The following is a 12,381-nucleotide window of genomic DNA, read 5'->3' on the forward strand; positions in this document are numbered from 1 at the left end:
GCGGCGCGGGATGGTGGGTGGAGTGGAAGAGGATTCCGTCACTGGGCCTGGTGGGCCTTCAGGGCGTCCAGCACGGCGTCGGCATGGCCGGCAACCTTCACGCCGCGCCATTCCTGCGCGATGCGGCCGTCGGGCGAGATCAGGAACGTGCTGCGGACGATGCCCAGCACCTTGCGGCCGTACATGTTCTTCTCGTGGATCACGTCGAAGGCCCTGCACAGCGCTTCGTCGGCATCGCTGACCAAGGGGAACCTGAAACCCTGCTTGGCGCAGAAGTTGTCGTGCGATTTCACCGAATCGCGCGAAACGCCCAGCACCGTGGCGTTCGATTTCTTGAACTTCGGCAGCAGGGCGTTGAAGTCCAGGCCTTCGGTGGTGCAGCCGGGCGTGCTGTCCTTCGGGTAGAAGTACAGCACCAGCCAGGTGCCGGCGTAGTCGGCGAGGGTGGCGGTCTCGCCGCCGGACAGCGCCAGCGGCAGTTTCAATGTCGACGTGGGCAGGGCGTTCGCGCTTTTCGCCGTCATCGTCAGAACTTCATCGGATCCATGATCGCGTCCAGGTTCAGATGGTCGCAGAACTCGAGGAAATCGTCGCGCAGCGCGGCGATGTGCATGTTCGCCGGCACGCCGATGGTGACCTGGGCCGAGAACATCTCCGCACCGGTCTGCATCGCGCGGTAGCGCGTGCTCTGCAGATTCTCGATGGTGATGCCCTGGCGGTCGAAGAAATCGGCCAGCTGGAACAGGATGCCCGGCTTGTCGGCGGCCACCACTTCGACGATGTACGGCAGCAGGTTGGACTGCACGACCTTGGGGCCGGTGCGGTAGAACACCAGCTTCAGGCCGTCGTCGCGTTCCAGCCGCGACAGCATCGCCTCCAGCTTCGCCACGGCGTCCCACGAGCCGGTCGCGAGCGCCGTCACCGACACGTCGCGACCCACGGTGGACAGCCGCGCATCCACCAGATTGCAGCCGCTGTCCGCGATCCGGCGTGTCACCGACAGGAGCGGCGATTCCGGATGCGTCGTGTAGGCGGTGATCAGGAGGTGGTTTTCGGTCGGCGAAGGCCGGGGCGTGGAATCGGTCAAGAGAGCTTCCGGCGTTGCGGTCTGGCTGAATGGCGGCCGGGATGCGGCCCGACGACGCTGGCAGCATACTTGCCCGCCCTTTGAACCCGCAAGTAACATGCGGCCGACATTGCAGGCGGGCCGGGATAACGGCGCTTACGGGCGCTTCCGGCGCGCCGGATCCCCACCGAGAGCCTCCCCTTGCATCTTTCCGGCAGCATCACCGCACTGGCCACGCCATTCCTGGCGTCGGGCGAACTCGACCTGCAAAGCTGGCGCGCGCTGCTCAAACAGCAGATCGACGGCGGCACGCAGGGCGTGGTAGTGGCGGGCTCCACCGGCGAAGCCGCGGCCCTGTCCGACGACGAGTACGACACCCTGCTGCGGATCGCCGTGGAAGAGGTGCGCGGGCGCATCCCGGTCCTGGCCGGGACCGGCCAGATGAACACCGCGAAGACCATCGCCGCCACGCGTCGCGCCGCTGCGTGCGGCGCCCGGTTCGCCCTGGTGGTGACGCCGCCGTACGTCCGGCCGACGCAGGCGGGCCTGGTCGCGCACTTCCGCGCCGTCGCCGATCAGGGCGGCCTGCCGGTGGTGCTCTACAACGTCCCGGGTCGTACCGGCTGCGACCTGCTGCCGGAGACCGTGGCGGAACTGGTCGATCATCCGGACATCGTCGGCATCAAGGAGGCGCGCGCCGAACCCGAGCGCATGTCCGCGCTGCTGGCGCTGCGCCGCGACGGTTTCGCGATCCTCAGCGGCGACGACCCGACCGCCTCGCGCGCGATGCTGGCCGGCGCGGATGGCTTGGTTTCGGTCGGCTCGAACGCGCTGCCGCGCACGTTCCGCCGTCTGTGCGACCTGTCGCGGTCCGGCGATAACGCCGCGGCCGCCGCGCTGGACGCGCAACTGCAGGAGATCTACGGCTTCCTCGGCGTGGAATCCAACCCCATTCCGGTGAAGGCGCTGCTGCAGCGCGCGGGTTTCGGCCAAGGCCTGCGCCTGCCGTTGCTCTCGCTCTCCGATGCCCATACCGATACCGCCGATCGCCTCGCCACGGTGGCGCAGGCGCTGGAAGCACAATCCAGCCGCGACAGCCTCGCGGCCTGAACCCAGGAGAACCCCATGCGTCTTTCGTCTTCCCTCGTGCGTCCGCTTGCCCTCGTGCTGCTGGTCGTGTCCGTCGCCGGCTGCTCGTGGTTCAAGAAGGGCGCCAAGGGCGACTATGCGCTCGCGCCGGAAGCGCGCCCGCTGGAAGTGCCGCCGGATCTCAACCTGCCGAGCACCAGCGGTGCCATGCAGGTGCCGGCAGCGGGACAGTCCACGCCCTCGGCCGCGCCGGCGGCGGGCGGCTTCAACCTGGCCGGTTCGCGCGACGATGCGTTCGCGCGCGTCGGTGAAGCGCTGGCCGGTGTGGAGGGCGTGACCATCGCGAGCCGCGCACAACTGCTGGGTACCTATGACGTCAGCTACGAAGGCGCCAGCTTCTTGGTGCGCGTGTCGGCGGTGGAAGCCGGCGCCTATGTGTCGGCGGTCGATCCGCGCGGCCTGCCCGCGACGTCGCCGGCGGCGGTCAAGCTGCTGGCCGCGCTGAAGGCCAAGCTGGGCGGCTGAGCGAGTCGCTCCGGCGGACCGCACGATGTGATGCCGTCGTCCCGGCGCATGCTGGGACCCGTCGTGATTCGTCCGTGCATCTCCGGACATCGATGGCGAGACCGACCATCCGGCTGTCCAACGTGGCCATGAAGACGAAAAAGGCGCCTTTCGGCGCCTTTTTCATGCCTGCATTGCAGGGAAGCGCGCGATCAGCGCTCCAGCAGCGGCAGCTTGTCCGGCTTGCCTTCCCATTCCTTGGCATCGGGCAAGGGCTCCTTGCGGGTGGTGATCACCGGCCAGGCGCGCGACAGTTCGGCGTTGAGCGCCACATAGCTTTCCTGCCCCGCGGGGACGTCGTCCTCGGGGTAGATGGCGTTGATGGGACATTCCGGCTCGCACAGCGTGCAGTCGATGCACTCGTCCGGATCGATCACCAGAAAGTTCGGGCCTTCGTGGAAGCAATCCACCGGGCAGACTTCCACGCAGTCGGTGTACTTGCACTTGATGCAGTTTTCGGTGACGACGAAAGGCATGAGGCTCGTTGTGCAGCGGAAAGAACCGCGCAAGTTTAAAGCACCGCGTGCGTCGCGTTGGGAATCTTTATCGCCGGTCGCCTGCGCCCGGGGCGACGATGGTCGGCGACGTCCATGTGCGTGCGTTCCTGAGCGCGGGACACCACCCGGATCGACCCTCGTTCCGGGCATGCTGAGGATCGGAACAGAAATGCCGTGAAATTGCAAAAATAGAACAATTAGTTGGATATTGGCTAATTTATCCTATTTATGTGCAGGTGCATGCTGCACGCCTCACCACATCCAGGAGCCCCCATGATCACCCTCCGTCCCGCCCAGGCCCGCGGCCACGCCAACCATGGCTGGCTGGATTCCTGGCACAGCTTCTCCTTCGCCAACTATTTCGACGAGAAGCATGTCCACTGGGGCCCGTTGCGCGTGATCAACGAGGATCGCGTGGCGGCGGGCCGTGGCTTCGGCGAACACGGCCATCGCGACATGGAAATCATCAGCTATGTGCTGGAAGGCGCATTGGGCCACAAGGATTCGATGGGCAACAGTTCCAGCATCGTGCCCGGTGACGTGCAGCGCATGAGCGCAGGCACCGGCGTGCAGCATTCCGAGTTCAACTACAACGCGTCCGGCGCGACGCACTTCCTGCAGATCTGGATCATTCCCGATCGTCAGGGCGTGCAGCCCTCCTACGAGGAAAAATCCTTCCCGGCCACCGAAAAGCAGGGTCGCCTGCGCCTGGTGGTCAGCCCGGACGGCGCCGATGGATCGGTGAGCATCCACCAGGATGCGCGCCTGTACGTGGGACTGTTCGACGGCAGCGAAAAGGCCGAACTGCCGCTGGCCGAAGGCCGTCTCGGTTACGTGCATGTCGCGCGCGGCGAGGCCACCGTCAACGGTCAGCCGCTGAAGGCCGGTGATGCGCTGCTGTACGACGGCGAGTCGCGGGTGGATATCGAGCGTGGCATCGGCGCCGAGGTGCTGGTGTTCGATCTGCCGAGGATGCAATGACCCGAGGGCTGCAGAGGACCCGCGCATCGCGCGCGGGTCCTGTCGCTTAAGGAGTTCTTAAAGAGCGGGCGCCAGCATGGTCGGGCCGAACATGCCGGTTCCCCCGCCGAGGTCTCCATGAATGCCCAACTGTCCCACGCCGATACGCCGGTGACGCTGCGTCCTGTGCCCGTGCCCGACCTGCCATCGCACGTCGATCCGGCATGGACACGGGGTGAAGCGCGCGAGGACATCGACATCCGTCGAGTAACCCGCGCGCATGCGGCCCCGCTGATGCAGCTCTGCGACCGGCAGAGAGCGGAGTTGCCGGACGCGTCGACCGCGCGGACGGGCGCTGGCGTGCTCGAACTGATGGAGGCGCTGTTCGAACCCCCGCTGCGCGCGTGGGCCTGGATCGCGGAGCGTCGCGGCGAGGCTGCCGGTTATGCGTTCGGCACGGTGGGATTTTCGATGATCGAGCGCGCCTACTACTTCAACCTGGAAACGCTGTTCGTGCCCGCCATGGCGCGGCCTTCCGACATCGCCGCGCGCCTGCTCGCCGAGGCGCGCCGCACGGCGTCGGACCTGGGCTGCGTGGACCTGCGCTGGCAGGTACCGGTGGGGCAGGGTGGCATGCCCATGGCGCTACCCGGGCACGCCGGCGCAGCGACGATGATCCAGTACATATTCCCCACGCTGCGGGGCGACCAGGATGACTGACGTATCCACGACGGCGCCGCGTCGCGGCAAGCGGTTGAAGCGGATCGCGGCCGCCGCCTGCGTGTCGGCCACGGCGTTCGCCTATGCCGGCCTGTCCGGCTGCGCCACGCTGCCCTATCCGCAATCGCCGCAGTTCGGCGAAGACGGCTTCCAGAACGAGCGCAAGCCACGCCCGCTGGGCTGGCGCGAAACCAGCAAGCTCTGGTGGGATTTCCTGGTCGGCGGCAAGCCGGCCGGCACGGTCCCGACCCGCTCGATTCCCATGCAGGCGTTGACCCGCCAGCACCTGGATGCGGCGGCGGACGGCACGCTGTACCGCCTCGGCCATTCGACGGTGCTGCTGAAGCTCGATGGCCGCTTCTGGCTGACCGATCCGGTGTTTTCCGAGCGCGCCTCGCCGGTGCAATGGGCGGGGCCGAAGCGGTTCCATGCGCCGCCGATCGCCATCGACGCGCTACCGACGCTGTCCGCCGTGGTGCTGTCGCACGATCACTACGATCATCTTGACCGCGACACCGTGCGTGCGCTGGCGGCGAAGACAGAGGTATTCCTGACGCCGCTCGGCGTCGGCGACCGCCTGGTCCGCTGGGGGGTGCCGCGCGACAAGGTGCGCCAACTCGACTGGTGGGACGACGTCGATCTCGATGGCGTGCGCTTCACCGCGACGCCATCGCAGCACTTCTCGGGCCGTACGCTGTTCGACCGCAATGCCACGCTGTGGGCGTCTTGGGTGATCAGGACGGACGGGCTGAAAGTGTTCTTCAGCGGCGATACGGGCTACTTCGACGGCTTCCGCACCATCGGCGAGCGCCTGGGGCCGTTCGACCTCACCCTGCTCGAATGCGGCGCCTACGACCGCCGCTGGCAGGACGTGCACATGCTGCCGGCGCAGACGCTGCAGGCGCACCGCGACCTGGGCGGCAGGTCGCTGGTGCCGATCCACAACAGCACCTTCGACCTGGCGTTCCATGGCTGGAGCGAGCCGATGGAGACGCTTTACACGTTGTCGCAGGACGCGGGCGTCGACATCGTCACGCCGGTGATCGGCCAGCCGCTGGCGATCGCGCGGCCCGCCGGCACCCAGCCCTGGTGGCGCGGCGAATAACGCCGCGCTCCCGCATCAGGCATCCGGTGCCGCGCGGAACTCGACGCGGCAGCAGAAACCCCGGCCGGCGATGCCGTCCTCGACCGTGATGTGCGCATCGTGGGCGCGTGCGATGCGGTCCACCAGCGACAGGCCGATGCCGCTGCCGCGTTCGCCATTGCCCTGGCTGCCGCGGAAGAAGCGTTCGAAGATGCGCTCGCGCTCGTCGCCGGGCACGCCGGGTCCGTTGTCGCGCACCCTCAGCCAGGCCGTCCCGCCTTCGTCGTCGGCGCCGCAGGCGATCTCGATGCGAGCGCCGTCGCCGCTGTAGCGGACCGCGTTGTCCAGCAGGTTGCGGACCAGGATGCCGAGATCGTCGAGGTCGCCGCGCACGTTGGCGGGCTCGGCGTGGAGGGCGAGTGTCTGCTGCCGGCGGCTCGCCATGGACTCGAACTCGCGCGCGACCATCGTCACCACGTCCGGCAGTGCGACCACGGGCCGGTCCTCGCGCAGCGGCGAAGCGTCCACGCGCGCGGAGTCGAGCAGTTGTTGCGCCAGGCGCGAGGTGCGCTGGATGCCATGCGCCAGCTGCGTCAACGCAGCCTGCGCATCCGCCTGGCTGCCGGCGCGCATGGCCACCTGGGTCTGCGTCAGCAGCGCGGCCAGCGGCGTGCGCAGTTCGTGCGCGGCGTCGGCCAGGAACTGGCGCTCGCCGCGCATCGCGTCCGACAGGCGTTCGAGCAGGACGTTGAACGAATCTACCAGTGGCCGGATCTCGCGTGGCAGCCCGGAGGCGGGCAGGGGAGCGAGGTCGTGAGGTTCGCGCTGCGCCATCTCGCGACGCAGGCGGTTCATCGGCCGCAGGCTCCAGTGGATGGCCAAGCCCACGATGGCGCCGAGCACCAGCAGGATGCCGACGCCACTCCACAGGCTGATCTTCACCCAGTGCGCGAGTTCGGCCTTCATCGCCGACTGCGACATGCCGGACTGGACCTGGATGCGGCCGCTGGCATCGGTGACGGCATAGACGCGCCACGGCTCGCCTGCGACCTCGCTCACCACGAAGCCGGGTCTGAAGTCCGCACGCAGCGGCTGCATCGGGGCACCATCCGACGCCACCACGGGCGTGCGGCGTCCGAGGATCCACACCTGGTAGCGAAGCGTGTCGAACTTCTTTTTCTTGTTCCCTGCCGGGCTGACCCGCGGGGGCAATTGCAGGCGTGGGCCTTCGTCCAGTGCGTCGAGGGTGCCCGGCATGGACAGCAGGATCTGTTCGCTGACCTCCTGCAGGAACAGGTCGTCGTGCCCCTGTTGCTGGCGCGTCATCTGGAAATGCTGGCCACCCAGCCAGCAGGTCCAGCCGATGACAAAAGGCGTCATCACCGCGATCAGGAGCTTGGATTTCAGCGAGTGGCTCATTCGCCCTCTCCCAGCCGGTAGCCGAAGCCATGCACGGTCGTTATCACGCCGTCTCCCAGTTTCTTGCGCAGCTGATGGATGTATACCGCGATGGTGTTGCTCTCGATCGAGCCTTCACCACCGTACACCAGCGACTCCAGCGTATCGCGCGCGATCACGCGCCCTGGCCGCTCCATCAGAGCGAGCAGGGTGCGGTATTCGTGCACGCCGAGGCGCACCGGGCGATCGCCCAGCCGCACCGAGCGGTCGGCCGGATCAAGCACGATGTCGCCATGACGCAACACCGGCGCCACGCGGCCCTGCGTGCGGCGGACCACGGCGCGCAGGCGTGCGCCGAGTTCGCCGGCTTCGAACGGTTTGACGATGTAGTCGTCGGCGCCGGCATCCAGTCCGCGGACGCGGTCGCTGAGCTGGTCGCGCGCGGTGATGATCAGCACCGGGGTGGTGTCGTAACGCTGGCGCAGCGCAGCCAGGACGTCCAGTCCGGAACCACGTGGCAGGCCCAGGTCCAGCAGTACCGCCGTGTAGCCATGGTCGACCAGGGCCAGGCGCGCGGAGGCGACGTCCTCGGCGCGGTCGATGGCCCAGCCGTCCTGCGCGAGCGCGGCGGCCAGCGCATCACCGAGCATGCGATCGTCTTCAACCAGGAGCAGGCGCGACATGGGCGGCCCTCGGGACGGTGGGAGGCGACCATGCTAGGTCGATGCGATTAAACCGGGTTTAATGCGTCCATGTCCGGGTCCGGGTCCGGAAACACAAAACCCCGCCGGGGCGGGGTTCTGGTGGATTCACCCGCTGCGGATCTCAACCCGCAGCCTCGGCCGGATGGCGCTCCCTAGGGGACTCGAACCCCTGTTTTAGCCTTGAGAGGGCCACGTCCTAACCACTAGACGAAGGGAGCGTTTTTGGTGAAACCGGCGTAGCGGATTAGTATAGGCGGCGGTCGGGCCGAGGGCAATCCACCTCGCCGGCCGCGTGACCCTCCTGCATGGAACTGCCGCTATTACGCCCGCCACCGCTCTGCGAACCATCCCGCGCGACCAGCACACCATCTCGCGCAAGGACATCAGCCCGAACGCGCTGCGCGTGCTCTACCGCCTGCGGGACGCCGGTTTCCAGGCCTATCTGGTCGGCGGCGCGGTGCGCGACCTGCTGGTCGGCGGCCACCCCAAGGATTTCGACGTCGCTACCGACGCCACCCCCGAACAGGTGCGCCAGCAGTTCCGCAACTGTCGCCTGATCGGTCGCCGTTTCCGCCTGGCGCACGTGGTGTTCGGGCGCGAAATCATCGAGGTCGCCACCTTCCGCGCCAACAGCGACGACGGCAGCGGCGACCGCGAGATGGACAACGGCCGGCTGGTCCGCGACAACGTGTACGGCACGGTCGAGGACGACGCGGTGCGCCGGGATTTCACCGCCAACGCGCTGTACTACGCCATCGACGATTTTTCGGTGCGCGACTACGTCGGCGGTTTCGAGGACACGATGGCGCGGCGCCTGAAGCTGATCGGCGACCCGGAACAGCGCTACCGCGAGGATCCGGTGCGCATGCTGCGCGCCGTGCGCCTGGCCGCCAAGCTCGGCTTCGAGATCGACGCCGACACCGCCGCGCCGATCGCGCCGCTGGCGCCGTTGCTGGCGGAAGCCGCGCCCGCGCGCCTGTTCGAAGAGATCCTGAAGCTGTTCCTGTCGGGGCATGGTGTCGCCAGCTTCGAAGGGCTGGAGCGCTTCGGCCTGCTGAAGGTGCTGTTCCCCGAAACCGCCGCCGCGCTCGCGTCCAACCGCAGCGGTGCGCTGCGGCGCATGGTGCTGGCCGGTCTGGCCGGCACCGATCAGCGCGTGGCCAACGAAGAACCGGTGTCGCCGGCGTTCCTGTTCGCGCTGCTGCTGTGGCCGGCCTATTGCCGGGCCCTGATGGGGCTGCAGGCGCAGGGGGTGCACGCGGAGGAAGCGCAGCGGCGTGCCGCCGACCGCGTCACCCTGCACCAGTTGAATACCGTGGCGCTGCCGCGCCGTTTCTCGCTGCCGATGCAGGAGATCTGGCTGCTGCAGACGCGCTTCGGCAACCGCCAGCGCAAGCGGGTGACGCGCCTGCTGACGCACCCACGCTTCCGTGCGGCCTTCGACTTCCTGGTCCTGCGGCTGGCGGCGTCGCCCGAGCATGCCGAGGACGTCGCGTTCTGGCGCGAGGCGCAGACGCAGTCCGGCGAAGAACTGGCGGCCACGCTCGGCGTTGCGCCGACGGATGCTTTCAGTGACGAGGACGCGCCGCCGTCCAAGCGCCGTCGCCGCCGTCGCCGCCGTGCTGGCGGCCCTTCGCCGGAATGACGCCCATCGTCCAGGCCTGCATCGGCCTGGGAGCCAATCTCGGCGATGCGGCCGACACGCTGCGGCGCGCACTGGATGCGCTGGACGGCCGCGACGGCATCGCCGTACGTGCGGCATCGCGCTTCTACCGCACACCCGCATGGGGCAGGGAAGACCAGCCCGATTTCATCAATGCGGTAGCGCTGGTGGAGGCCATGCTGGCGCCACGCGCATTGCTTGATTCGTTGCTGGCGGTGGAGGCGGACTTCGGACGGCACCGTGTGGACGGGGAGCGCTGGGGGCCGCGCACGCTGGACCTCGACCTGCTGCTGTACGGCGATGCGGTGATCGACGAGCCGGGCCTGCGCGTGCCGCATCCGCACCTCCACGAGCGCGCCTTCGCGCTGGTCCCGCTGCTGGAGGTGCTGCCGGAGGCCCGTATTCCCGGCTACGGCGCTGCGCGGGACGCTGTGTCCGCGCTGGAAATGTCCAACATCCATCCGTTATGAGTGGATAATGCGGGACTATGAGCACGCACGCCGACAGCAAGCCCTGGACCGTTCCCGCCCTCGCCGAAGCCAAGCGCGAGGGCCGCAAGCTGGTGATGCTGACGGCGTACGACAACAGTTTCGCCCGCGTGCTGGACGCCAACGGCGTCGACCTGGTGCTGATCGGCGATTCGCTGGGCATGGTGGTGCAGGGGCATGATTCGACGCTGCCGGTGACGGTGGACGACATCGTCTACCACACCCGCGTCGTTTCCCGGGGACTCAACCGCGCGCTGCTGGTGTCCGACCTGCCGTTCCAGTCCGATGCCACGCCCGAGCGCGCACTCGACGCCGCCATCGCGCTGCTGCAGGCCGGCGCGGAGATGGTCAAGCTGGAAGGCGCGGGCCACAAGCTCGACGTCATCCGCTTCCTGGTCGAGCGCGACATCCCGGTCTGCGCCCACCTGGGTCTGACGCCGCAATCGGTATTGAAGTTCGGTGGTTATCGCGTGCAGGGCCGCGACGAAGCCGCCGCCGCGCGCCTGCGCGAGGATGCGCGCGCCGTCGCCGCGGCCGGTGCGCAGTTGCTGGTGCTGGAATGCGTGCCGTCGTCGTTGGCCGCCACGATCACCGCGGACCTCGCCATTCCCACCATCGGCATCGGTGCCGGACCCGGCTGCGACGGACAGGTGCTGGTGCTGCATGACTTCCTCGGCCTGGACACGGGCCATCGGCGGCCGAAGTTCGTCAAGGATTTCCTGGCGGAAGGTGGCTCCGTGGCGGGCGCGGTGCGCGCATACGCCGACGCGGTGCGCAGCGGGGCATTCCCCGACGACGCCCATTCCTACTGACCGCGCCGCGCGCAACGACTCGCCACAGGGGCCACGATGATCGAGACCATCACCGAGCTTGAGGCGCTGCGCTCCCGCGTCAGGGAGTGGAGGCAGCAGGGCCTTCGGGTCGGGTTCGTGCCCACGATGGGCAACCTGCACGCCGGCCATTACTCGCTGGTGATGCTGGCGCGCCAGTACGCGGACCGCGTGGTGTCCAGCGTGTTCGTCAATCCGACCCAGTTCGGACCCAACGAGGACTTCACCCGCTATCCGCGCACGCCGGAAGCGGACATGAGCGGTCTCGAAGGCGCGGGCTGCGATGTGTTGTGGTTGCCGACGGTGGAGTCGATGTATCCGTTCGGTGTCGAACTGGCGGCCAACGTCCACGTCCCCGGCGTCAGCAGTGTGCTGGAAGGTGCGCACCGCCCTGGCCATTTCGATGGCGTGTGCACCGTGGTCAGCCGGCTGTTCAACCAGGTGCAGCCCGATGTGGCGGCGTTCGGCAAGAAGGATTACCAGCAGCTCGCGGTGATCCGCCAACTGGTCACCGACCTGGCATTCCCGATCCAGATCCTCGCGGGCAGCATCGTGCGCGAGGCGGACGGCCTGGCGATGAGTTCTCGCAACCAGTATCTGTCGGCGGACGAGCGCCCGCGTGCCGCGGAGATCCGCAAGACCCTGATCGCGATGCGCGAAAGCCTGGTAGCCGGCACTCCGCGCGCGCAGGTGGAGACCGAGGCCGGCCGACAGCTCGCCGGTATTGGTTATGAAGTGGACTACACCGTGATCCGTCGTCCCGACCTCAGCGAGCCGCAGGATGGCGAACAGGGCGCGCGCGTCGCGCTGATCGCCGCGAAGCTGGGCCGTACGCGGCTGATCGACAATCTGGAGTTCTGACCGGACCGGTCGCGCGCGGTACAAGGCCCGGCACGAGGGGATAAACTTCGCGCTCCCGCTCTTCTCCCCGCCGACATGCACCTCAGCCTGCTCAAGACCAAGATCCACCGCGCGACCGTCACCCATTCCGAGCTGAACTACGAAGGCTCGATCGCCATCGACGGCCTGCTGCTGGACGCCACCGGCATCCGCGAGTTCGAACAGGTGCACATCTGGGACGTCACCAACGGTGCCCGTTTCTCGACGTACGCGATCCGTGCCGACGAAGGCAGCGGCGTGGTCTCGCTCAACGGCGGCGCCGCGCGCCACGTGCAGGTCGGCGACCTGATCATCATCGCCGCGTTCGCCTCGATGAGCGAACAGGAAGCCGATGCGTTCCAACCCACGCTCGTCTACGTGGACGGCCAGAACCGCATCACCCACACCAACCGCAGCATCCCCAAGCAGGCGGCCTGAC

At 68.0% G+C, this 12,381-nt stretch carries 14 protein-coding genes, 1 tRNA gene and 1 pseudogene; 10 read left to right on the forward strand and 6 right to left on the reverse strand.

Annotated elements, in window-relative coordinates:
* Window positions 1-38: 38 nt before the first annotated feature.
* Entirely contained in the window at window positions 39-524 is a 486-nt protein-coding gene (locus tag AC1Q5B_RS16190; RefSeq protein WP_492632518.1) for a peroxiredoxin, read from the reverse strand.
* Between the two features lie 2 nt (window positions 525-526).
* Window positions 527-1,087: a glycine cleavage system transcriptional repressor gene (locus tag AC1Q5B_RS16195; RefSeq protein WP_162336523.1), complete on the reverse strand. Its 561-nt coding sequence runs from the start codon at window positions 1,085-1,087 to the stop codon at window positions 527-529.
* A gap of 180 nt (window positions 1,088-1,267) precedes the next feature.
* Between AC1Q5B_RS16195 and dapA the strand changes: the two genes are divergently transcribed.
* Together dapA and AC1Q5B_RS16205 are read left to right on the forward strand one after the other, a co-directional pair.
* Entirely contained in the window at window positions 1,268-2,176 is a 909-nt protein-coding gene (gene dapA / locus AC1Q5B_RS16200) for a 4-hydroxy-tetrahydrodipicolinate synthase (RefSeq protein ID WP_492632519.1), read from the forward strand.
* 15 nt (window positions 2,177-2,191) lie between these two features.
* Window positions 2,192-2,680: a hypothetical protein gene (locus tag AC1Q5B_RS16205; RefSeq protein ID WP_492632520.1), complete on the forward strand. Its 489-nt coding sequence runs from the start codon at window positions 2,192-2,194 to the stop codon at window positions 2,678-2,680.
* 191 nt (window positions 2,681-2,871) lie between these two features.
* Here AC1Q5B_RS16205 and fdxA read toward each other — a convergent pair whose 3' ends face one another.
* Window positions 2,872-3,195 (reverse strand): ferredoxin FdxA, encoded by a 324-nt coding sequence (fdxA, locus tag AC1Q5B_RS16210; protein ID WP_492632521.1) that lies wholly within the window; start codon window positions 3,193-3,195, stop codon window positions 2,872-2,874.
* Window positions 3,196-3,489: 294 nt separating this feature from the next.
* On the opposite strand from fdxA, the gene AC1Q5B_RS16215 reads away from it, so the two are divergent.
* The 3 genes from AC1Q5B_RS16215 to AC1Q5B_RS16225 all read left to right on the forward strand — a co-directional run bounded on the left by AC1Q5B_RS16215 (window position 3,490) and on the right by AC1Q5B_RS16225 (window position 6,001).
* Window positions 3,490-4,197 carry a pirin family protein gene (locus tag AC1Q5B_RS16215; protein ID WP_492632522.1) on the forward strand — a complete coding sequence of 236 codons (708 nt, stop codon included), beginning with the start codon at window positions 3,490-3,492 and terminating at the stop codon, window positions 4,195-4,197.
* Between the two features lie 117 nt (window positions 4,198-4,314).
* Window positions 4,315-4,896: a GNAT family N-acetyltransferase gene (locus AC1Q5B_RS16220; protein ID WP_492632523.1), complete on the forward strand. Its 582-nt coding sequence runs from the start codon at window positions 4,315-4,317 to the stop codon at window positions 4,894-4,896.
* Entirely contained in the window at window positions 4,889-6,001 is a 1,113-nt protein-coding gene (locus tag AC1Q5B_RS16225; RefSeq protein ID WP_492632524.1) for an MBL fold metallo-hydrolase, read from the forward strand. Before AC1Q5B_RS16220 ends, AC1Q5B_RS16225 begins: the two co-directional genes overlap by 8 nt.
* 15 nt (window positions 6,002-6,016) lie before the next feature.
* Here the strand turns inward: AC1Q5B_RS16225 and AC1Q5B_RS16230 are convergent, their stop codons facing one another.
* The 3 genes from AC1Q5B_RS16230 to AC1Q5B_RS16240 all read right to left on the reverse strand — a co-directional run bounded on the left by AC1Q5B_RS16230 (window position 6,017) and on the right by AC1Q5B_RS16240 (window position 8,300).
* A complete protein-coding gene (locus tag AC1Q5B_RS16230) occupies window positions 6,017-7,399 on the reverse strand; it encodes an ATP-binding protein (RefSeq protein ID WP_492632525.1) in 1,383 nt (460 codons plus the stop codon).
* Entirely contained in the window at window positions 7,396-8,061 is a 666-nt protein-coding gene (locus AC1Q5B_RS16235) for a response regulator transcription factor (protein ID WP_492632526.1), read from the reverse strand. Before AC1Q5B_RS16235 ends, AC1Q5B_RS16230 begins: the two co-directional genes overlap by 4 nt.
* Window positions 8,062-8,225: 164 nt before the next feature.
* Window positions 8,226-8,300, reverse strand: a tRNA-Glu gene (locus AC1Q5B_RS16240).
* Between the two features lie 119 nt (window positions 8,301-8,419).
* On the opposite strand from AC1Q5B_RS16240, the pseudogene pcnB reads away from it, so the two are divergent.
* The 5 genes and pseudogenes from pcnB to panD form a co-directional block, all read left to right on the forward strand.
* A pseudogene (gene pcnB / locus AC1Q5B_RS16245) lies at window positions 8,420-9,727 on the forward strand (polynucleotide adenylyltransferase PcnB); the annotation flags it as partial.
* A 5-nt stretch (window positions 9,728-9,732) separates the two neighbouring features.
* Complete coding sequence (folK, locus tag AC1Q5B_RS16250) at window positions 9,733-10,215, forward strand: 2-amino-4-hydroxy-6-hydroxymethyldihydropteridine diphosphokinase (protein WP_492632812.1); 483 nt, start codon at window positions 9,733-9,735, stop codon at window positions 10,213-10,215.
* Window positions 10,216-10,232: 17 nt separating this feature from the next.
* Window positions 10,233-11,045 (forward strand): 3-methyl-2-oxobutanoate hydroxymethyltransferase, encoded by an 813-nt coding sequence (gene panB, locus AC1Q5B_RS16255; RefSeq protein ID WP_492632527.1) that lies wholly within the window; start codon window positions 10,233-10,235, stop codon window positions 11,043-11,045.
* Between the two features lie 36 nt (window positions 11,046-11,081).
* Window positions 11,082-11,924, forward strand: coding sequence for a pantoate--beta-alanine ligase (gene panC, locus AC1Q5B_RS16260; RefSeq protein ID WP_492632528.1), 843 nt, complete (start codon window positions 11,082-11,084; stop codon window positions 11,922-11,924).
* A 75-nt stretch (window positions 11,925-11,999) separates the two neighbouring features.
* On the forward strand, window positions 12,000-12,380 hold the full coding sequence (panD, locus tag AC1Q5B_RS16265; RefSeq protein ID WP_192311656.1) for an aspartate 1-decarboxylase: 381 nt from the start codon (window positions 12,000-12,002) through the stop codon (window positions 12,378-12,380).
* The last annotated feature ends 1 nt before the right edge of the window (window position 12,381 follow it).

The organism is Pseudoxanthomonas sp. GW835-FHT14C01, assembly GCF_058793715.1.

What these genes read in the sequence shown, in the direction of transcription:
- AC1Q5B_RS16190 (WP_492632518.1), bottom strand. Translation starts at nt 524, where the DNA reads ATGACGGCGAAAAGCGCGAACGCCCTGCCCACGTCGACATTGAAACTG.
- AC1Q5B_RS16205 (WP_492632520.1), top strand. Translation starts at nt 2,192, where the DNA reads ATGCGTCTTTCGTCTTCCCTCGTGCGTCCGCTTGCCCTCGTGCTGCTG.
- fdxA (WP_492632521.1), bottom strand. Translation starts at nt 3,195, where the DNA reads ATGCCTTTCGTCGTCACCGAAAACTGCATCAAGTGCAAGTACACCGAC.
- AC1Q5B_RS16215 (WP_492632522.1), top strand. Translation starts at nt 3,490, where the DNA reads ATGATCACCCTCCGTCCCGCCCAGGCCCGCGGCCACGCCAACCATGGC.
- AC1Q5B_RS16220 (WP_492632523.1), top strand. Translation starts at nt 4,315, where the DNA reads ATGAATGCCCAACTGTCCCACGCCGATACGCCGGTGACGCTGCGTCCT.
- AC1Q5B_RS16225 (WP_492632524.1), top strand. Translation starts at nt 4,889, where the DNA reads ATGACTGACGTATCCACGACGGCGCCGCGTCGCGGCAAGCGGTTGAAG.
- AC1Q5B_RS16230 (WP_492632525.1), bottom strand. Translation starts at nt 7,399, where the DNA reads ATGAGCCACTCGCTGAAATCCAAGCTCCTGATCGCGGTGATGACGCCT.
- AC1Q5B_RS16235 (WP_492632526.1), bottom strand. Translation starts at nt 8,061, where the DNA reads ATGTCGCGCCTGCTCCTGGTTGAAGACGATCGCATGCTCGGTGATGCG.
- panB (WP_492632527.1), top strand. Translation starts at nt 10,233, where the DNA reads ATGAGCACGCACGCCGACAGCAAGCCCTGGACCGTTCCCGCCCTCGCC.
- panC (WP_492632528.1), top strand. Translation starts at nt 11,082, where the DNA reads ATGATCGAGACCATCACCGAGCTTGAGGCGCTGCGCTCCCGCGTCAGG.
- panD (WP_192311656.1), top strand. Translation starts at nt 12,000, where the DNA reads ATGCACCTCAGCCTGCTCAAGACCAAGATCCACCGCGCGACCGTCACC.